The 20,371-nt window shown below is 50.5% G+C and carries 14 protein-coding genes; 10 read left to right on the top strand and 4 right to left on the bottom strand.

Annotated elements, in window-relative coordinates; genetic code table 11:
* Window positions 1-39 precede the first annotated feature (39 nt).
* From IQ256_RS18210 to IQ256_RS18225, 4 genes are all read left to right on the top strand, one after another.
* On the top strand, window positions 40-411 hold the full coding sequence (locus IQ256_RS18210; protein WP_193856981.1) for a hypothetical protein: 372 nt from the start codon (window positions 40-42) through the stop codon (window positions 409-411).
* Window positions 412-552: 141 nt separating this feature from the next.
* Window positions 553-1,710, top strand: coding sequence for a hypothetical protein (locus IQ256_RS18215; RefSeq protein ID WP_193856982.1), 1,158 nt, complete (start codon window positions 553-555; stop codon window positions 1,708-1,710).
* Between the two features lie 35 nt (window positions 1,711-1,745).
* A complete protein-coding gene (locus IQ256_RS18220; RefSeq protein ID WP_193856983.1) occupies window positions 1,746-2,687 on the top strand; it encodes a TerB family tellurite resistance protein in 942 nt (313 codons plus the stop codon).
* A 354-nt stretch (window positions 2,688-3,041) separates the two neighbouring features.
* The gene (locus tag IQ256_RS18225; RefSeq protein WP_228025039.1) at window positions 3,042-3,320 is read left to right on the top strand and encodes a hypothetical protein; all 279 of its coding nucleotides are present in this window, start codon (window positions 3,042-3,044) and stop codon (window positions 3,318-3,320) included.
* A 20-nt stretch (window positions 3,321-3,340) separates the two neighbouring features.
* Here IQ256_RS18225 and IQ256_RS18230 read toward each other — a convergent pair whose 3' ends face one another.
* Together IQ256_RS18230 and IQ256_RS18235 are read right to left on the bottom strand one after the other, a co-directional pair.
* Window positions 3,341-4,360 carry an ABC transporter substrate-binding protein gene (locus IQ256_RS18230; RefSeq protein ID WP_193856984.1) on the bottom strand — a complete coding sequence of 340 codons (1,020 nt, stop codon included), beginning with the start codon at window positions 4,358-4,360 and terminating at the stop codon, window positions 3,341-3,343.
* Between the two features lie 12 nt (window positions 4,361-4,372).
* Complete coding sequence (locus IQ256_RS18235) at window positions 4,373-5,062, bottom strand: LysE family translocator (protein ID WP_370623482.1); 690 nt, start codon at window positions 5,060-5,062, stop codon at window positions 4,373-4,375.
* A 7-nt stretch (window positions 5,063-5,069) separates the two neighbouring features.
* Between IQ256_RS18235 and IQ256_RS18240 the strand changes: the two genes are divergently transcribed.
* The 4 genes from IQ256_RS18240 (at window position 5,070) to IQ256_RS18255 (ending at window position 8,646) form a co-directional block, all read left to right on the top strand.
* The gene (locus tag IQ256_RS18240; RefSeq protein ID WP_193856985.1) at window positions 5,070-5,474 is read left to right on the top strand and encodes a GNAT family N-acetyltransferase; all 405 of its coding nucleotides are present in this window, start codon (window positions 5,070-5,072) and stop codon (window positions 5,472-5,474) included.
* Between the two features lie 145 nt (window positions 5,475-5,619).
* Complete coding sequence (locus tag IQ256_RS18245) at window positions 5,620-6,252, top strand: bifunctional 2-polyprenyl-6-hydroxyphenol methylase/3-demethylubiquinol 3-O-methyltransferase UbiG (RefSeq protein ID WP_193856986.1); 633 nt, start codon at window positions 5,620-5,622, stop codon at window positions 6,250-6,252.
* Between the two features lie 50 nt (window positions 6,253-6,302).
* Window positions 6,303-6,875 (top strand): WcaF family extracellular polysaccharide biosynthesis acetyltransferase, encoded by a 573-nt coding sequence (locus IQ256_RS18250; protein WP_193856987.1) that lies wholly within the window; start codon window positions 6,303-6,305, stop codon window positions 6,873-6,875.
* Window positions 6,876-6,930: 55 nt separating this feature from the next.
* Window positions 6,931-8,646, top strand: a complete 1,716-nt coding sequence (locus IQ256_RS18255) for an aconitase/3-isopropylmalate dehydratase large subunit family protein (RefSeq protein ID WP_193856988.1) — start codon at window positions 6,931-6,933, stop codon at window positions 8,644-8,646.
* A 158-nt stretch (window positions 8,647-8,804) separates the two neighbouring features.
* Here the strand turns inward: IQ256_RS18255 and IQ256_RS18260 are convergent, their stop codons facing one another.
* Together IQ256_RS18260 and IQ256_RS18265 are read right to left on the bottom strand one after the other, a co-directional pair.
* A complete protein-coding gene (locus IQ256_RS18260; protein WP_193856989.1) occupies window positions 8,805-9,041 on the bottom strand; it encodes a type II toxin-antitoxin system Phd/YefM family antitoxin in 237 nt (78 codons plus the stop codon).
* Window positions 9,042-9,118: 77 nt separating this feature from the next.
* Window positions 9,119-10,321 (bottom strand): LeuA family protein, encoded by a 1,203-nt coding sequence (locus tag IQ256_RS18265; protein WP_193856990.1) that lies wholly within the window; start codon window positions 10,319-10,321, stop codon window positions 9,119-9,121.
* Between the two features lie 190 nt (window positions 10,322-10,511).
* On the opposite strand from IQ256_RS18265, the gene IQ256_RS18270 reads away from it, so the two are divergent.
* Both IQ256_RS18270 and IQ256_RS18275 read left to right on the top strand, forming a co-directional pair.
* Window positions 10,512-19,490 carry a type I polyketide synthase gene (locus tag IQ256_RS18270; protein ID WP_193856991.1) on the top strand — a complete coding sequence of 2,993 codons (8,979 nt, stop codon included), beginning with the start codon at window positions 10,512-10,514 and terminating at the stop codon, window positions 19,488-19,490.
* A 3-nt stretch (window positions 19,491-19,493) separates the two neighbouring features.
* The coding region (locus IQ256_RS18275) for a beta-ketoacyl synthase N-terminal-like domain-containing protein (protein ID WP_193856992.1) at window positions 19,494-20,371 on the top strand (878 nt) is incomplete at its 3' end.

A 20,371-nucleotide genomic window follows, 5' to 3' on the forward strand; every position in this document is an offset into this window, starting at 1 on the left:
TGATGGCATATTTGCTGTGTAGGCTTGCTGTCTTTGGTCATGCTAGATTTTCTTGCGTTGTCTAGTCTTAGTGCTGGTGCTCGGGTGCTGGTAAAGGACGTTTTGGGGCCGCTGACAAAGGCGGCGGCTGAGGATTTTTATCAGGATTTTTTGAAGCAGAGTGTGTCGGAGGCGATCGCACTTCACGCACCTGATGCTTTGCAGCGGGCGATCGCCCAGTCGATGAAAGATTTTCTGGTGCTGTTTGGCGATGAGCTAGAAACCTGTGGCCTGACGTCGGCGCTGGCCAATCACGAATTCGCTGAACCGCTGCGACGGCTGACGAAAGATGCAGAGGTCAGAGCGTTTCTGGGGCAGGCGTTCAGTACGGAAGTGAAGCAGCTAGACCCAGACTTTTTGACAGAACGCTAGCAGGATTCGCCAGGTTCGCATCTACCGGAAGATTTTGACTGGGCGCAGTTGACCAATTTGTTTTTTGGGAAAATTAAGCTTATAGGCGAGTTAGCGTAAGTATCTCGTCTATTCACTGACCAAATTAGTGAACAGGCAGCTATGGCGATGTTTTTGGAGGCAATCTCCAACTTTGGCAGCGCGACAATTAATATTCCACTGGCTCTGTTAGTAGATTCTAGTCACAATGTTTTTTCAACCATTGGGGTTGCAATACCTGCCGTTTCTGCACCTCATCTAGCGAGCATCGGACTTTTTGATCACAAGGCTGCGGAAACAGTCTCAAAATCAATTTTTGAAAGTGCGGGCAAAACTTTGACTGGCCATTGGATGGACTGCACTGGGCCACATCAATATCTCTATCCACAAGGCGTTTCGGTAGGGTGGCATCGAATCAGACACCATCATTTTCTGACAGATGGCATCAAGGCTGTCCAGAGCCCTGACCTGAGTGTGATTGATTTCTACAAGCATCTAGGCACTGACATCGTTACTAGAAATGGTTTACCGATTCTGCCCGAAGAATGTGTGCGAAATTTGGCAACTTTGCTAGGAACCTCATCAACCAAGGTTGCTCCGTGGATCCATATGAATGTCTTAGATATGGGGGCTAGCATCTTTGCCGTTGCTCATACAGGGTCAAACGTCATCTCAGTAATGAGTGGGACAGCACAATGGGGAGTGGGCTACGCAGCGAACACCTTTGGCGCAGGAGCGCTAAAGATAGCAGCAGGTATACCTACTAAAAATCCCATATTGATTGGTTGTGGCGCAGCAGATATTGCCTGTGGTGCAGTGACCGCCCATCAATACTATTCGCAGCCATTTTTCTGTGGTGTACCAGTCGCTGAAATCTTACAGTCAGCGACCGTTGGGGCGAGCTTTGGTGCAGTTCTAGGGCTCACAGAAGTTCTTTTCAGTCGCGAGCAAAAGACAAATACTGAAAAGCTTCAGTTGCTTGGACAAAGAATCTCAACTTCAACATTGTTATCTTCGATGTCGGCGATCAGTGTCCCTTTAGGGATTACAACTTCCTTTGCTCTGACCGGATTCAGCCTCGCTAAAAATGCATCTGAGTCCGTGAATCAATATGTCAAAGCAATTCCGGTCAAAGCCGGCTTAGCTCATGAAATAGATCAGTTCATTGCGAACAAATACGTTGACTCAGATGTTATGAGAAAAATGACAGACCATCTTCAACCCTGTGTACGTATCCGTACCCCTTTAGAAGAAGCCATGTTGCTTTCCATAAGACCATAGCTAACGCTGACCAACTATTTCTTAAGGACATCACCATGAAGAAGCAACAACGACAGGAAGCTGCTAACAAACTGAAAGCTACCTTTAATTTATTGTGGGACAGGGCAATTGAACATAATGAGCAAGTAGGGCAGAAAAACACTGTTTCTTACAGAGACATCGTGCGTATCGCTGACGCTATTCGTTCAGAAGGTCACAAGATCCTTGAATTAGACAGTCTTCCTCATCAAATTGATACGGGACTCAAGTTTGCTTGCGCTGCATTAGATCCAAATAAAGCAAGAGCAAAAGAAACTCTCAAACAGGGGCTATGCGGTTTGCATGGTGGCGGTGGGCTAGCACTTGCAGCAGCCTGTCTAGGTCAACTAATGAATCCTGGTATATGGGCATCAGTAACAGCATTTTTCTTGGGAGGAATGCCAGGCGGTCCCTTGCCTATTGTGGGAATTGCAGCTGGGCTTGTCATTGCCGCAGGTGCGGTTTATGCAGCCTTCCAGAAAATGTCTCCTAGTGAAAGAGCTACTAAAGCTCACGATTGCGTTATGAAAGGCATTAATAACTGGATAGAATATGGCTCTAAAGACAAGCCTGTTACACCTCAAGACATAAAAGATTCTATAAGCCAAAATGCAGCTCAGTACGGACTATCATCTCGCGATTATCAGGCTTCATTTTCACTCATGATGAACGTTGCCTACGCAGATGGCATTTTGGTTGAAGCTGAGCGCTCAGTTGTTACATTATTCCTCGAAGGTACTGAAGTCGACAAACGATTGAATCGCTCTGAATCTATCGAGAAAATCAAACAGTTAGGGACAACCAAAGCTTCTGAAATCATTGATTGGTGTTTTCAGGTCGCTAGTGCTGATGGTGTAGTTCATTCAAGGGAAGTAGAAATTTTGAAGCGCTATTGTCAGGCTCTCAGTATAGATTTTAATGCGAAAGCAAAAGCACATGGAATTCAATTGCTCGCCTAGAATCATAAACATCTAGCCTTTCTACTGGCGAGCCTTCTCTATCTCCACCCTCACCCCAATTGCCAAGATTTCCTGTCAAAAGAAGTTGACACCCGTAGAAATACTGATACGCTAGTCTTTAAAGCTATTGTCTGTGCTTCCGTGCTCAGCAGTGGCTCTAACCGCTCAAAAATTTAGCCAAACGCCCGTGCTGTCTGCTCCAACAGGCAACACAGGCTGGCCCCTTAACTGCGTACACAGTCAAAAGGTTATGGCTATGATGCCATAGCCGCCCTGACTTATGACAAGTTGGGGCGGCTAAATTTTTGCGCTTTCTTCCAAACCCCAAAAACACTCAGTGGAGAAACCGTAAGAATGACAATTTATACCGCCTCCGATCTGCCAGCAGCACCGCTAAGGCAGCAAACCTGTTCGCCCATTGGCGGCAACCCTCGGAAAACTCTCCGGGAAACCCAAAGAGAAGAGCTGCGCCACATCTTGCTCGGCAGTCCTGGCGCTATCCGGCAAGCCATCCACCAGCTCCACGTTTTGCACTATGTAGAGCCCATACTGTGGAGCCCGATTTCCGCCGTCGGCGATCGCATCATCATCACTCCAGAACAAGGAGCAGCCATCAGTCTGCTAAGGCGATAGTTTCTCTCTGTTCGTTTTCTCTAGTCGATAGTGTTATCGGCGCGAGCAACCACAGCGATAGGAAGCTGAACGCCCATCGCCTCAGCAGCGGCGGGGTTGATGGTCAGCCGCAGATCTTCAACAAATTCGACCGACAGATCGCCAGGTCTTCTGCCTTCTAGCACACTCACGACCATCTCGCCCGCCTGACGGCCTAGGTCGTAGTAGTCGAAGCTGAGCGTGGCGATCGCACCGCCCTCCACCGCATCTACCTCCCCAGCAAATACGGGCACTTGGTTGTCTCTTCCTACCTGCACAACCGCTTCTGATAAGACGGCTGTACTCTCGGGTGGCAGGTAAATGGCGTTTACCGAGCCAACTAGACTCGCGGCGGTGGTTGCCGCTTCATCGGGCAACAGAACAGTAACAGCTTCAATCGCGAGATCTTGTTCGATCGCACTTTGATTAATTAGCGAGGTCAAGCCGGGGGTGCTGCTTTGATTCACATCGTAGATGATGCCTAGTGAACTTACTTCTGGAATAATCTCTTTGATTAGCGCTATCTGCTGGGGAACGGGTAGGCGATCGCTGACGCCACTGACGTTTTCACCGGGCCTCTCTATGCTGTCAACGAGATCTGCGGCCACCGGGTCAGTCACTGCCGAAAAGACAATAGGGATATCTTGGCTGGCCGCTGCTGCCGAGCTAGCATTGGGGTTGGCGATCGCCACCACCACATCAGGGCTCGCCCCGGCATACTTGTTCGCGATCTGCCTAGCCGTCGCCGGACTGCCTCCCGCACTTCGCCATTCCCAGCGTAGGGTCGGCCCCGCTTCATAGCCAGCCGCTAACAGTTCATCTCTTATTCCCTCACGTACCGCGTTCAGCGTCGGCTGATCGACTAGCTGCGTGACCGCGACGAAGGGCCTATCATCCGTATCCCCAATCGTCTGAGCGCTGTGGGTACAGCCCTTCAACATTGCACTTAAAACCGTAACGCTCAAAGCAGCAGCCAAAACGGATGTAGGTCTCAAAAGAGAGACTTGCTTACCACGGCCCATCAAAGTGCCCTCCTACTTACGAACTGGCGATACCGTTGCCGCCGCCACGCCCAAGGCAATATAGGTGCTGCCAACCACATACTTTTGCCGCCGTAGAAAAGAAGCATTGCGGCTCAGCCACTGCCGAGTTTTTCCAGCGATTAGGGCGTAGGTGCTATCTCCTGCTAGACCAACACAGACAAACACACCGCACAGTGGAATCAACTGCTGCCAAATCGGCCCCGCCGCCGGATCGATAAACTGAGGCAAAAACGCCAAAAAGAAAACAGCCGCCTTTGGATTCAATACATTAACAATCACGCCTTGATAGAAGATCTTGGCGAGCGATCGCGGCGCTACCCTCTGCTCAATCGATAGCACTTCATCAGACAGCAGCTTTTGAATCCCTAAACAAATCAGATACAGCGCGCCGATATACTTCACCACCGAGAAAGCCATCACGGACGTCATCAAGATAGTGGATAGCCCTAGCCCAGCCGCAAAAAAATGAACCAGCGCCCCCGTAGAGATGCCCAGCACCGAAGCCAGTCCTGCCTGCTTACCCTGGTCTAGACTGCGGGTGACAATATATAGCGTGGCTGGCCCCGGCATCACGACCAAAACAGCCACTGCCAATCCAAAAGAAATCAAAGTTGTAGGATCTATCACTAGCGGCACCCTCTCGTCTAGCAGCGTATGATTAGTCAAAAGCAGGACACTCACAGTAGAGATGATTACATATTCTGAGCGTAGAGATATCTCCATCGAACAGATTCTGCCTATCTATGAGCTAAATGGTTGGTCCGCAGCACAAAAACCTGACGCTCTACGCCAAGCCCTACTTAACTCTCACAGTCTGATCTCGGCCTGGAATAGCGAGCAGCTAGTCGGCATTGGCAACGCGATTTCAGATGGCTTTTTGGTCGTTTACTATCCTCATTTGTTGGTTCATCCAGACTATCAGCAGCAAGGAATTGGTGGGAAAATAATGGAGCTTCTAGCCAAAAACTACGAGGGGATGCACATGCAGATGCTGGTCGCTGAATATGAAACAACCGCGTTCTATCAAAAGTGCGGATTTGAAAGAGCCGGTAAGACAGAGTCTATGTGGATATATGCCGGAGAAGATCACTAGTGGATAAGCAGATAAGCATCAGGGGATAAGCTTCATAAAGTTGTCGAGCCCTCATCCCCTAACCCCTTGCTCCCTGGGGAGAAGGGGAACCGGAGTTAGGGTCTTTAGAAAATAGTTCAAAAGATAAGATCGAGAGTAAATTGACATGACTGAAGAAACAAACAGAGGCCGGGCTTCTGACTGGTTTGAGCCGCTGTATGCAGAGGCGGATGGCGATGCAGGTCAGGTGCCTTGGACCTTGCCAGGAGCAGTGCCTTATCTGACCGACTGGCTACAGCGCAATGAAATAGAAGGTCGAGGGCGATCGGCAGGGGTCGTGGGCTGTGGCCTAGGAGACGACGCTGAGGCGCTGGCAAAGGCTGGTTTTGCGGTGACGGGATTTGATATCTCTAAGAGTGCGATCGCCTGGGCCAAGAAACGCTTTCCGCAATCGTCTGTCAACTACGTCATTGCCGATCTGTTTAACCTACCGGCTGACTGGCTGGGCAAGTTCGAGCTAGTCTTTGACTTTAGGACGATCCAGGCACTGCCGCTGAGCGTTCGGGCGGAGGTAATTGAAAAGATTGCTGCTTTGGGTGCGCCGCAAGGAACTGTGCTGATCGCGACCTACATGCGGGGCGACGATGAAGATCCTGGCAAGAGTGCGCCCTGGCCGCTCTCTTCCGAGGAGTTGGCACAGTTTGAGAAAGTCGGTCTAGAAGTGGTCAGGCAGGAGCGTTTTACAAATAAAGACAGCCGATTTCGCGATCGCACCCTCACCCAGTATCGTGTTCCTTAGTTTTCCTGGCTGCTTGGTCAGGTTATGAGGATTTTCTTAGGGGTTTTTCTATGCGATCGCAGCTCGCCCAGTCACAGCTGGCAAAATATAATCCTGGCGACTACAATCCTGGCGTGTCGCTGCTAAAGCAACTACTTTGGTACTATATCGGTTCACCGCTGTTTATGAGCTACGTAGTGCCCGTTTCTGAACCGAAGGCAAAGCTGTTGCGGCTGTTTGGCGCTTCTGTCGGAACAGGGATACGGATCAAACAAGGTGTACGGATCAAATTTCCCTGGCGATTGACCATCGGCGACGACTGCTGGCTAGGAGAAGGCGCGTGGATAGACAATCTTGCACCTGTCACGATTGGAGATAACGTCTGTCTTTCACAAGAGGTATATCTGTGTACAGGAAATCACAACTGGAGCAAGCCTTCATTCGATCTGATCTTGGGTGAAATCAAGATCGAGAAAAGTGCCTGGATCGGGGCGCGGGGGGTGGTTGGCCCTGGCGTGACCATTGGCGAAGGCGCAGTGCTGACGCTCAATAGCGTGGCGAATAAATCGCTGGCACCGTGGACCGTTTGTGCAGGCAACCCGGCAGTTTCTATCAAGCAGAGAAAGATAAAAGAAGAACAATAGGCCAGCCAAAACCAGCAGGTAGGTTAGAACAAGTAAACCATAACGCCATAACGCCATGACGCAACAGATTCTGACGCTAGGTGACAATATCAATACAGACGACATTATCCCAGCCAAACGTGGGACTAATGACGATATAAACCATCTTGCTTACTACGCGCTAGAGCATCTAATTGGGCCAGGGAATCTACTGAAATACGATGTCATTGAAGCCGGAGAAAACTTTGGCTGTGGATCTAGCCGAGAGTTTGCCCCGATTGCCATCAAGGCAGTGGGCATTCAGAAAGTTCGCGCCAAGTCTTTTGCTGAAATCTTTTATCGCAACAGTATCAACATTGGTCTGCCGCTAGAAATTGTCGAACAGCCTTTGCAAAACCCAGCGGTAGAATCGATCGTCGCGGCGGGCGGTCTGATCGCTTTTAATCAGCAGCGGCAACAGGGGAAAGTGAGTATTCCTAACAGTGAGACTTCCAAGCGGCCCATGACGGTAGCTGAAAAGCTGTTGGCCCAGGCATCGGGGAACGCCTACGTGCAGCCGGGAGAGGTGGTGTTTGCCCAGGTAGATTTGGCCATGTCTCATGACGCGATCGCTGGCCCAGTCGGCAATCTGTTCCAGCAGCAGTTTGGCCCTAATGCCACCGTCTGGAACCCAGAGAAGATCGTTCTAGTAGCCGATCATTTCATTCAAATCAATGACATTCGCCCAGACGCAGGCGCGACCACGATGTATCAACAGATGGTGGACTTTGCCGCGCAGCAGGGCTGTCATCTGTTTGACATTGTTTCACCGGGGGAAGCGGCTGGAATTTGCCATGTTCTTCTGCCCGAGCAGGGATTTGTGCGCCCTGGCATGATGATTGCAGGCACCGACTCTCATAGCTGTACCTACGGTGCGTTTGGCTGCTTTTCTACGGGCGTTGGCACCACCGATATGGCCAACATCTTCGCCATGGGAGATCTGTGGATTCGAGTGCCCGCGACGCTGCGGATCGAGCTATCTGGCAAGCTGCCAGCGGCAGTCAGTGCCAAAGATATTATGTTGTTTATCTTAGGCAAAATTGGCTGCAACGGCGCAACCGGCAAAGTCTTGGAATTTGTCGGCAACATTGTCGAACAGCTGCCGATGGATGAGCGAATGACGCTGGCAAATATGGCCATAGAGTGCGGAGCAATGTGTGGCCTGATGCCTGTAGATCAAGTAACACGGCAATATGTGAAAGCGCGTACTAGCGAACCTTTTGTCGAAGTTACAGCCGATCTAGACGCGCAGTATGACCGGGTCTATCAGTTTGATCTTAGCCAGCTAGAACCGCAAGTCGCTAAGCCACCGACACCCGATCAGGTAGTGCCTGTTCGCGATCTCATTCGCGATCGCAATAGAGTCGCAATTACTCGGGCCTTTATCGGTTCTTGTACAGGCGGGAAGCTGCACGATCTAGCAGAAGCGGCGGCGGCAATTAAAGGTCAGCGAGTTAATCCGGCGGTGAGCCTGTTTGTTGTTCCAGCCTCACAGGAAGTGAGGGAGCAGGCGGAATCTATGGGCTATCTGTCAACTTTAGAACAAGCTGGCGCAACCGTCTTAAAATCAGGCTGTGGTGCCTGCATCAACGCAGGGCGCGGCGTTTTGGGCGCAGAAGAAACTGGGATCTATGCGACCAATCGTAACTTTAAAGGCCGCAGTGGCGATCCGACCGGACAGAACTATCTGGCCTCACCTAGAACGGTAGCAATCTCAGCGGTATGTGGAGAGATTAGCGATCGCCTACCATAGAGCGTTACCGTAATGCTGCTCATTCCTAAAAAGCTACCGTAGAAAGATGACACCTCTAGATCACGCTGACTGCGTAATTGCGAATTACTTTATCTACTGTTGCAAACGAGTATCGCCACTAATGAACCACAAGAAAATATGTGTATCTAGCAAAATCTTCATTTGCCCTCAAATGCATCAAGCAGGTCTTCCGGTAGAGAAGCATCAAAATCATCTGGTACAGTAAATTCGCCTGCACATAGGCCAAATGGTCGCAGTGGTTTACTTGTAGAGACTGGTCTAAGTTCAGCGACTGCTTTATCTGCTTGCAAAATCACAAACGTTTTGCCAGCTTCTACTTGACGCAGATACTTTGTAGGATTGCGCTGAATCTCATCAATGGTCACACTCAACATCTAAAAACTCCGGCGTAAGTGCAGAAAGTAATCACTATTCTACCTTCTGGAACTTTCAGTGCTACTACCATACTCCTTCAACCATTTAGAACCACCAACTTTTTCTGAGAGACAAGTAAACGCCTTTGCTCTAGTAATGTTAGAGTCTCCTCTGCCGAAAAAGACCGCCTTTCTTGAATGGCGATCGCCTTGACAACGGCTCTTAGCCGCTCATACTCACACTGTGGCAGAGGCCGATCTAGATACTGTTCAAACAGATATCGAAAGTTACTTGCGCCGCTGCCTTTGCCAAACCAGATCTCTGGCTGCCGATGCGGAAAAATGCTGTAGCTTTGGCGATCGCGCAGCAAAGCGCTGACATGAATACCCGACTCATGCCGCTGAGCCTCGCTGGAATAAGGCGCGTGGGGCCGATGTCCGTGCGCGTGGAGGTAGTCAACCACCCGGTCAAGCGCGTCGTAGTCGATGCCTGTCACTTCCCAACCAAAGCGCGATCGCAGACCCTTTAGCACCTGTTCGATCGGCGCGTTGCCTGCCCGCTCCCCGATCCCGCCAAACGTACCAGAAACACCCATAGCGCCCGCCCGCACCGCCTGGATCGTATTTTCTAGTGCGAGCCCCATATCGTTATGAAAGTGAACAGATAAGGGTACAGCACGAGTGCGTTTTAGCAGGCTCTGAATCCATTCAGTCGTCCGCTTAGGCGTTAGGATACCGACCGTATCGCAGAGCAAAAATTCGTCAATATAGGGCGATAGCGTGTTGATACAGTCCACCAAAAACCCACTGTCGGCTCGGCTAGCATCTTCTGCGGCAAAGCAAATTTTCAGGCCCTGCTCAGCGGCATAGCGCACATGCTCTAGGGCGTGGGCTAACATGCGCTGACGGCTGCGACGAATTACCGGAAACGCGATGTCATCGTCAACTGTTTTACCTTTGAATGCGGGGTTTCTAGCGATTTCTGAATCTCTTAGGAACAAAAGCCGATCGGAGACCGCGTGGAAGAGAATAACCTGCCGCACGCCGCAGGTTTTGGCATGCTCGATTGCCGAGCGCCTCATCATCGTAGACGCGGCGATTTGCTGCTTCAGGCCGCTATCGACTAGGTCACCGACCAACGATGCCTCACTAGCGTGGATAGCAGGCATCAGCGCAATCTGTTGCACCCCGGTCCGGGCAATCAGCTTCGCTAGGGTCGTTTTGTCTTCAAAAAATAGACCAACCTGCTGTTCTCCATCCCGCAGCGTCTCGTCCGAAATGAGTAAATTGAGCGTCTCCATCTATTCAAATAGCAGGGGTAAGTCTGGACAAACAGAAGCTATAGAACTGTAAATCTACGCAGATGCCGTCATTATAATGCCACATGTCGTAGCCGTTGATCCTTTACAGACTGGCTTAAAACCAGCTATGGTACTGCTTCAAAGAGTCTATTGTGTCAAGCTACTTGTTCATTTCTAAGTACGTACAGACATGGCCGTGTCACCTTCAGCGCACACACCGCAGCCGTCATTGCAGCCGCCACTACAGCCATTAGATCTACCAGCCATTGTCCACGGTGCTCCTTTCCCTGATACAGCTGACTTTCCCTCTCACCTGATTGACGCACTAGATCGCGCTGCTACAGGAAAGACGGGGATTCGCTATCTAAGCGCCGATGGCACTGAGACTGTGCAGTCGTACGCTGATCTATTGGTATCGGCTCAAAGGGTTGCGATCGCGCTGACTAATCGAGGGCTAGGAAACAAAGAACAGCACGACTTTGTTATTCTTCAGTTCTCCAAAAGTATTGATCTAGTCACCGCGCTGTGGGGATGTTTTCTTAGCGGCTGCATTCCGGTGCCTATCGCTACGCAGGCTAGTAGCGCCAGCGGCCAGTCACCTTTGGAGGGTGCGATCGCGCTGTTAGACAATCCCACCCTGCTCACAGACTCACCCGATCTTTTAGAGCCGCTACCGATTAGTGTTGTCACTCTCGCCGATCTACAAGCGGCTAGCCAATCTGCTAATCAAATTAGTCATCAACCTAGCGACTGGCCGCTATACGAGCCTCAGCCAGACGAGCTAGCGCTTCTACTCTTGACCTCTGGCAGTACAGGCCAGCCCAAAGGCGTTCAGCTTACCCATCAAAATATCAGAGCTAGCGCCTGCGGCATGGCGACGGTAAATCAGCTATCCGCTGAAGACATCACCCTAAACTGGATGCCGCTAGAGCATGTGGCCAGTCTGGTCATGTTTCATCTGACAGAAGTGTATCTAGGCTGCGCGCAAATCCATGCGGCTCGCGAGCTTGTTCTAAAAGATCCGCTAGTTTGGCTAGATCTCTTGGTGCAGTACCAGGCAAGTGTGACCTGGGCCCCTAATTTTGCCTATGGCCTGGTCAACGACCAGTCGCAGAGAATTGTAGCCAGGGCTCAAGCTGACGACCAGGCAGACAAAAAAGCACGTCGTTGGAATCTCTCTTCTGTGCGCTGGATGGGAAATGGAGCAGAGGCCGTGGTGGGGGAGACGGCACGACAGTTTTTGCAGATGCTGATGCCCTATGGCCTCTCTGAGACGGCGATTAGTCCGGGCTATGGCATGACGGAGACCTGCTCTGGGATTGTTCATTCTCGTCAGTTTTCGCTAGCGCCTACGACTACAGATACGGCTGAAACAAACACCTTCGTTACTTTGGGTCAGCCAATTCCAGGCGTTTCAATTCGGATTGTAGATGACGCTGATGCGGTGCTGTCAGCCGGGGAGACTGGTCGATTGCAGGTAAAAGGATTGACGGTTACACCCGGCTACTACCAGTCGTCCAAAGCGCGCAGTTCAATCAAGCCAAGCACTGTGGCAGCTTCGAGCGAGTCAGGCTTAGATGAGACAAACTCAGAAGAAACAGACTTAGAAGAGATAGATCCGAATGAATCCGCGTTTACAGAAGACGGCTGGTTTAATACAGGCGATTTAGCATTCATCCAAGATCGCGCTCTGACGATCACAGGCAGACAAAAAGAGGTGATCATCCTCAATGGCATCAACTACTACAGCCACGAGATTGAATCTGTTATCGAAGCATTAGCGGGCGTAGAAATCTCTTTCACAGCCGCCTGCGGCGTCGTACGTAGCGCCAAAGAGACAACAGAACAACTGGCTATTTTCTTCCATCCGGTGAATGGAGTGAAAGATCTAAACGCTGTTGTTCCCTTAGCCAAGCAAATCCGCACTCAGGTAATCGATCAAATTGGCATCTCTGCAACCTATATCATTCCGGTAGAAAAGTCGGACATTCCTAAAACTTCTATCGGTAAAATTCAGCGCAGTCAGCTCAGCCAAAGATTCGCCGCAGGTGAGTTTGACGCCCAGGTACAGCGACTGATCAGCGCTTTTCAAAACAGCGGCAAAACAGCAAGCCTGAAGCTATCTGAGATTGAGCAACAGATTACTTCAATCTGGCAGTCTGTTCTTTCTGTAGAAGATATTGGCAGAAATGATAATTTTTTCGAGCTAGGCGGTACCTCTTTACGACTGATGCAGGTACTAGGACATCTGCAAAACAAGCTTGCACCGACGCTAAAAGCCGTTTCACTTTTTCAATATCCCACCGTTGCCGCACTCGCTAGCCACCTGAAGCAAACAGATATAGATGCACCGCCGCTGCCGCTACGAGATTCATTAAAAGCTCGGTTAGACAAAGGCTCTAGCAAGCAACAAACTTCAGAGATTGCCATTATCGGCATGGCGGGTAGATTTCCGGGGGCTGCAAACCTAGAGACTTTCTGGCAAAATCTCAAAGACGGGGTGGAGGCGATCGCGTTCTTTACCGATGAGGAAATGCTGTCAGCAGGCATCGACCCGGCGCTAATCCAAAATCCCAACTACGTGAATGCCAGCCCAATCCTAGAAAAGATCGACCATTTCGACGCTGATTTTTTTGGCTATAGCCCAAAGGAAGCCAGCCTAATGGACCCGCAGCAGCGTCTGCTATTGGAATGCGCTTGGGAGAGCTTGGAAACCGCTGGATACAATCCGCTGGCCTATGAGGGCGCGATCGGGCTGTTTGCCGGGGCGACAATGAACACCTATCTGCTCAATCATGTCTATCCCAATCGTCACAGGCTCGATCCGAATGATTCACTAGATATCTTTACGCTCAGCTCGCTTGGCGGCTTTCAAGCCACTGTCGCCAATGACAAAGACTATCTGACCACCCGAGTCTCTTATAAGCTAAATCTGCGCGGCCCTAGCTTGAATGTTCAGACAGCTTGTTCTACTTCGCTGGTATCTATTCATCTAGCGGCGCAGAGTTTGCTACAAGGAGAATGTGACATGGCGCTAGCGGGCGGCGTGTCGGTAGAGACGCCGCAGCAGGCAGGCTATCTGTACCAAGAGGGCATGATCTTGGCCAAAGATGGTCACTGCCGCGCGTTTGATGCGGACTCGAAAGGGACGCTGTTTGGCAGTGGTGTCGGCCTGGTGGTGCTAAAGCGGTTGGATGAGGCGATCGCACACAAAGACTTCATCTACGCCGTTATCAAGGGCTCTGCAATCGGTAATGACGGCGGGCAAAAGGTCGGCTATCTAGCGCCCCTGAGTGAAGGTCAAACAAGAGTTGCCGTAGAGGCTCTGGCAATCGCCAACACCCCAGCCGAGACCATTGGCTACGTCGAAGCGCACGGGACGGGCACTCAGCTCGGCGACCCGATTGAGATTGCGGCGCTGACTCAGGCTTTCAGACGCTGCCCCGATCTCTTAAGCACCGATAAAAAACAATTCTGTCCCATTGGATCGGTAAAGACCAACGTCGGACATCTAAACATTGCTTCTGGCGTGGTGGGCTTTATCAAAACGGCGCTGGCGGTGCATCACGGTCAGATTCCAGCGAGTCTGCATTTTAAGCGACCAAATCCGCAAATCGATTTTGCCAACAGTCCTTTTTATGTGAATACGGCGCTGGCTGACTGGCCAGTGACTGGGACGCCAAGGCGGGCTAGTGTCAACTCTTTGGGTATCGGCGGCACCAATGTCCATATGGTGCTAGAAGAGACGGTTGCTGAAGATTTCGACCTAGATCAAACAGAGCCAAAAGCAAGATTTGAAGAAGACATATTCGTGCTTTCTGCAAAGAGTGAGACTGCGCTTAGAGCGCTGGCCGAAAAGTATGTGGATTTTCTGGGCGATCGCACAGACATTTCTGTATCGGATATTTGTTTTACTTTAGGCGTAGGGCGATCGCACTTCACTCATCGTCTAGCGCTAGTCGTCAACTCTATCGAAGATCTGCGGACTCAGCTTCAAGCTTGGCTGTCGGCATTGCCCCATCCAACATCGCCTAACCCGATTACGACTAGAGAAGTCGCGTTTTTATTTACTGGACAAGGTGCTCAAACTATCGGCATGGGTAGAACGCTGTACCAGACTCAGCCAGTTTTTCGCCAGCAGCTAGATAGATGTGCTGAAATCTTGCATCGACATGGCTTTGATCTGCTGAGTGTGTTATTTGGAGCAGAGAGCGAGCTGATCGATCAAACGGCATATACTCAGCCAGCGCTGTTTGCTTTTGAATATGCGATCGCTCAGCTTTGGATGAGTTGGAACATACGGCCTGCTGTGGTGCTAGGTCATAGCTTAGGAGAATATGTAGCGGCCTGCGTGGCGAGCGTGTTCGACTTAGAAGATGCGCTGAAGCTAGTAGTAGAAAGAGGTAAGCTGATTCAAGCGTTGCCCACAGGTGGCTCAATGCTATCGGTGATGGCGGATGTTGCGACTTGCGAGCAAACCATAGGAAAAGAAACAGACATTGCAGTTGCGGCGATCAATTCTCCTGAAAATACGGTGCTATCTGGGCCAGCAAAAGCGATTGACAATATTGCTGAAGAACTAGAAAAGCAAGGCATCAGATGCAAGCAGCTAAAAGTGTCTCATGCTTTTCACTCTTCGCTGATGGAGCCAATGCTGTCAGACTTTCGGGCGGTGGCAGACTCTGTTGCTTATCAAGCGCCTACGATCGAAATCATCTCTAACTTAAGCGCAGAAATAGCTAATTCTCTCGATGCCGACTATTGGGTAAACCATATCCAGCAACCTGTTCGATTTGCCCAAAGCATCGAGACTTTAGAAGAGAAAGGTATCATCACATTTCTAGAATGCGGCCCTCGCCCTGTTCTGGTCACATTGGCTCAAGCAACTATCACTCGTTCTCACTCTGATTCATATAGCTGGTTAGCCAGCCTACAGCCGAAGCAATCCGATAGTTGGCAGATGCTTTCTAGTCTAACGACGCTGTATCGAGGAGGATGCGAGATTGACTGGCAAGCGTTCTACAGCCATCGGCAAGATCATCGATTGCCTTTGCCTACCTATGCTTTTCAGCGGCAGCGGTATTGGCTGGAGCGACCGAAGTCAGTTAGACCTTCTGTGTTAGAGGATCGGTTGGATGAAGAGACTCATCCGCTAGTAGGCTCAAAAATTTCTACGCCGCTTCGTCAAATCCTGTTTCAACAATTGGTTGATTTGGCCCAGCCCGATTATCTAAAGCATCACCAGGTGCAGGGGCAAACTCTCTTTCCTGGATCAGCCTTCCTGGAAATTGGGCTGGCGGCAGGCGCTAAAATTCTGCGATCTACCTCAGTTCAACTTGATCAGGTCAATATCCTAAGACCGTTGGCGATCTCTGAAAAATCGACAGCCATTCAAACGGTTCTGACCCCAGATTCTGATAACCATCCCACTGAAGTCTATTGCTTTGAAATCTTCAGTCGGTCTACAGAAGCTCCAGATTCAGGAGCTCCAGACTGGACGCTGCATTGCGAAGGGACGGTCAGTGCAGCGGCTGTCTCAACTGCTGAATCTGTTGAAATTGAGCGCATAAAAGATAGATTAGGAGAAGTGCGATCGCCCGCAGCCCATTATGAGAATTGCGATGACTTAGGTCTGTCATACAGCGGCCCTTTCCGCAGCGTCGAAAACATCTGGCGCACAGAGAATGAAGCGCTAGGCCAGGTTCGAGTCTCACCAGAAATAGGCTCTGATCACTCTCGCTATCAGCTCCATCCCGCTGTTTTAGACGCTTGTTTTCAATGCATTTTGGCGGCGCTGCCTGCGTCAGCAAGAGATCATGTCTATGTACCGATTGGCGTCGAGAGCGTGGTTTGTCATTGTTCGTTGCCGATCGACAGTCAGTTCGTTTGGAGCCATGTACAGCTTTGGCCGATTAAAGATGATGCGCTAACAGTGACAGCCGATGTGCAGATATTGGATGCAGCAAGAGAGAGCATTGCGTCCATTAAGGGCTTAGCGGCAAAGCGTGTAGCGCCTGTGGATCGAAGTCTGCAAAATCAAAGTCTTCAGGATCGAGGCTTTCAGGATCGAGACTTTCAAAATCAAAGTTTTCAAGAGCACCGTGCGCGTTCTGGGCAGTCTCTTGAATGGCGAAACTGGCTTTATACCGTCGAATGGCAGCTCGCTACGACTGATCATCACTCGCAGTTAGTACCGGGTGGAAACTGGTTGATTGTTGGAGATAACGCTGAGAAGCTAGCGGCGATCGCACAGTCTCTAACCACTCAATCGCAACACTGCACAACGGTACTTCTAACCGAAGTCCAAAGGCAGACTGGTCAAGAGCAACCTGAACAGACTACCGGGGTAGATTTTAAGATAGATAGAGAAAATCCCGAAGAATTTCACGCTCTCATATCGCAATCAGATCCTTGGCAAGGCGTTCTATATTTTGGCAGTGATAATTTTGGTGATGACAATATAGAACATAGCTGTAAGAGCGCTCTCTTTTTGACTCAGGCACTAATTAGCGATGGTCTGTCTATCAACTTGTGGCTGATTACCCATAGCGCTCAAGCTATTCTCAGCGGTGAAGCGCCGAACATCTTCCAATCGCCGCTGTGGGGAATGGGTAAAACGATCATTCTCGAACATCCAGGGCTAAACTGCGTCTGTCTAGATCTAGATGCCACTGCCGACGAGCAGCAGCTAATATCTAATTTGATCGCTGAAATTTGTCAGCACAATTCTAAAAAAGAGCCTCAAATCGCCTATCGAAATGGCGATCGCTACGCCGCTAGACTAGCTAGGCAGCTCCAACAGAATACTCAATCTGTTGATAATCTACAGCTTCAAACCGTCAAAAAAGGCACCTTAGAAAACCTCAGATGGCAGGCGACCTCTCGCCGACAGCCAGAACCCAATGAGATAGAAATCCTCGTACAGGCAACCGGATTGAATTTTCGAGACGTGCTGAACGCGCTGGACTTGTATCCCGGTGAGGCCGGGCCTTTGGGGCTCGAATGCGCCGGAGAAATCGTTGCGGTCGGTGCGAATGTCGGTGCGAATGCAGACAGGCTAAAAGTTGGAGAGCGGGTGATGGCGATCGCACCTGCTAGCTTCAGCCAATATGTCACAGTCTCTGCGGATCTAGCAGTCCCTATCCCCAAAGGCAATGGTACAAATCACCTCAGCGCCGTAGAAGCGGCAACCATACCCACGGCTTTTCTCACGGCCTACTATGCGCTAGTTGAGCTAGGAAAACTGAAGAAAGGCAAACGCATTCTTATTCACGCAGCGGCTGGCGGCGTGGGTCAAGCGGCTGTGCAGATTGCTCAAAGCGTAGGTGCAGAGATCTTTGCAACCGCTTCACCGCCTAAGTGGACGTTCTTGCAGCAGCAGGGAATACAGCATATCTTCAACTCTCGTAATTTGGACTTTGCCGAACAGATTCAGCAACAGACTGAAGGGAAAGGCGTAGATGTTGTACTTAACTCACTCTCAGGAGATGCGATCGCTAAAAGCCTTTCTATTCTTACCAACGGTGGTCAGTTCCTAGAAATTGGCAAATCAGGCATCTGGTCGGCAGAACAAATGAGCCAGCAGCGGCCTGATGTCAGCTATCAAATTATCGATCTCGTAGCTGTGACGGATCAGCAGCCACAGCTCATCCAGTCGATGCTGAGCCGAATTGCTGCCGAGATACAACACAATCGTCTGTTGCCCTTATCGCACCAGCGCTATACAGCGATACAGGCAGTTGACGCCTTTCGCACGATGCAACAGGGAAAACATATTGGTAAAGTTGTCATCACGCCGCCGAGTTTGCCACTGGGTAACAAGCCTGCTTCTAGACCGACTTCCAGGGCAGTTTCTAGGCCAAATTCTCGGCCAAATTCCGAGGCAAAAGCAATTCGCGCTGACGCCACCTACTTGATTACGGGTGGTACAGGAACGCTGGGCATACAGCTAGCTCAGTGGCTGGCAGACCAAGGGGCAAACTCTCTTATCCTCTTAGGACGCAGCGCACTATCAGAGAAACCCCAGCAGCAGGTCAATCGCCTGCGCCAGACTGGCATTTCTATCAAGATACTTCAAAGTAACCTGCTTGACCGCACACAGCTTCAGACGGATCTAACCCACAGTCTTCAGTCTGCTGAGTCTCCTTTGAAGGGCATCTTCCATCTAGCAGGTGAAATCGACGATGGCGTGATTCAGCAGCAAAGCTGGCCAAAGTTTAATCGCGTGCTGTCGGCCAAAGTCACCGGCACGTGGAACCTGCATCACATCACCAAAGATATTAAGCTTGATCACTTTGTGATGTTTTCTTCGGTGGCGGCGCTGCTAGGGTCGGCAGGGCAGGCAAACTATGCGGCTGGCAATAGCTTTTTAGATACGATCGCTCACTACCGCCGTCAACAAGGACTACCGGCGCTGAGCATCAACTGGGCCGCTTGGGAGAACTCAAGCATGACTGAGAGCCTTGAAGTCAAACAGCGCCTTGGCCGAATGGGCGTGCCTTTAATCGATTCGGATACTGGCTTAGATATACTTGCTTGGCTGATGAGCTCAGCAGAAAATAGTCAGGTCGGCGTTCTACCAGGAAACTTAAAGAACTGGAAACGAGCTGGCGTTCAGACCTCACTTCTGACCGTTTCAGATCTGGCCACTTCAGATCTAGAGAGCTCAGGTTTAGAGAATTCATTAGAACGCTCGTCTCAAACTAATCAGCCGACATCTTCCAATCAAGTAGAACAGAACCAGACCAAATCAGCTATTCAAGCAGAGCTGAAAAATAACAAAACGGCAGCTTTGTCTAATTATCTGCGATCGCAGCTTGCTATTGTCTTAGGCAAATCCGCTACGGCGCTGGGCGACGACGGCATTGAATTTACAGCGCTCGGGCTCGACTCTCTGACCGCTGTAGAGTTTCGCAATCGGCTACAAACCAGCCTAGAGTGTACATTACCCGCCACACTAGTGTACGACTATCCGACTTTGTCACAGCTAAAAAACTACATTGCAGCTCTATTAAGACCTTCAGAAAATAGTCATGCAGGCTACGATACTAAAAAGACTTTCAATCAACAGACTGAATCAGCTAGCTTAGAAAATCGCTTTAAAAATATCTCTGATGACGAAGCAGAGGCGTTGTTATTAGAAGAATTAAGCAAGCTAGACCAGACCTAATCTATGAATGATGCCTCCGCTTCGCTCTCGCCGACAAAGCGCGCGCTCATAGCGCTGAAGACGCTCCAGGCAAAACTTGACGCCCTTGAGCTAGCCCAGCGTGAACCGATTGCCATTATCGGGATGAGCTGTCGTTTTCCAGGTGACGCAGACTCTCCCGATTCATTTTGGAAGCTGTTGCAAAGAAAAACCGACGCCATCGATGAAGTCCCTGCCGATCGCTGGCCCGCTGACAAGTACCACGATACAGAACCTAGCGTGCCGGGGAAAATGATCTCTCGCAACGGCGGATTCATGCCGCACCTGTACGACTTCGATGCCTCGTTTTTTCGCGTTTCTCCTAGAGAAGCTATCACGCTCGATCCTCAGCAGCGACTGGCTCTGGAACTGGGATGGGAAGCCCTAGAACAGGCGGGGATTGCGCCTAGTTCTTTGAGCGCAGACGCTGAACGTTCTACAAACAAATCAGTGAAACAATCTAGGCAACAGTCTGTAGGCGTTTTCTTGGGCATCAGCAGCATTGACCACTGGCAGCAGATGCTAGCCCAGTCGCCAGAAGAGATTAACGCCTATCTAGCAACGGGAAATTCTCACAGCGTGGCGGCAGGGCGGCTGTCTTTTTTATTAGGGTTAAATGGGCCTAGCTTAGCGGTCGATACGGCCTGCTCTTCGTCTTTGGTAGCGGTGCATTTGGCCTGTCAAAGCCTACGGCAGCAGGAGTGTAATCTGGCACTGGTCGGCGGCGTGAATCGGATCTTGACCCCAGCAGCGAGCATTAATTTCTCGAAGGCGCGGATGCTCTCAGCGGATGGGCGGTGTCGGACGTTTGACCAGGCCGCAAGTGGGTTTGGCCGAGCAGAAGGCGGCGGCATGGTCGTACT

Origin of the sequence: cf. Phormidesmis sp. LEGE 11477, assembly GCF_015207105.1 — a bacterium.
Lineage (GTDB): Bacteria > Cyanobacteriota > Cyanobacteriia > Phormidesmidales > Phormidesmidaceae > Phormidesmis.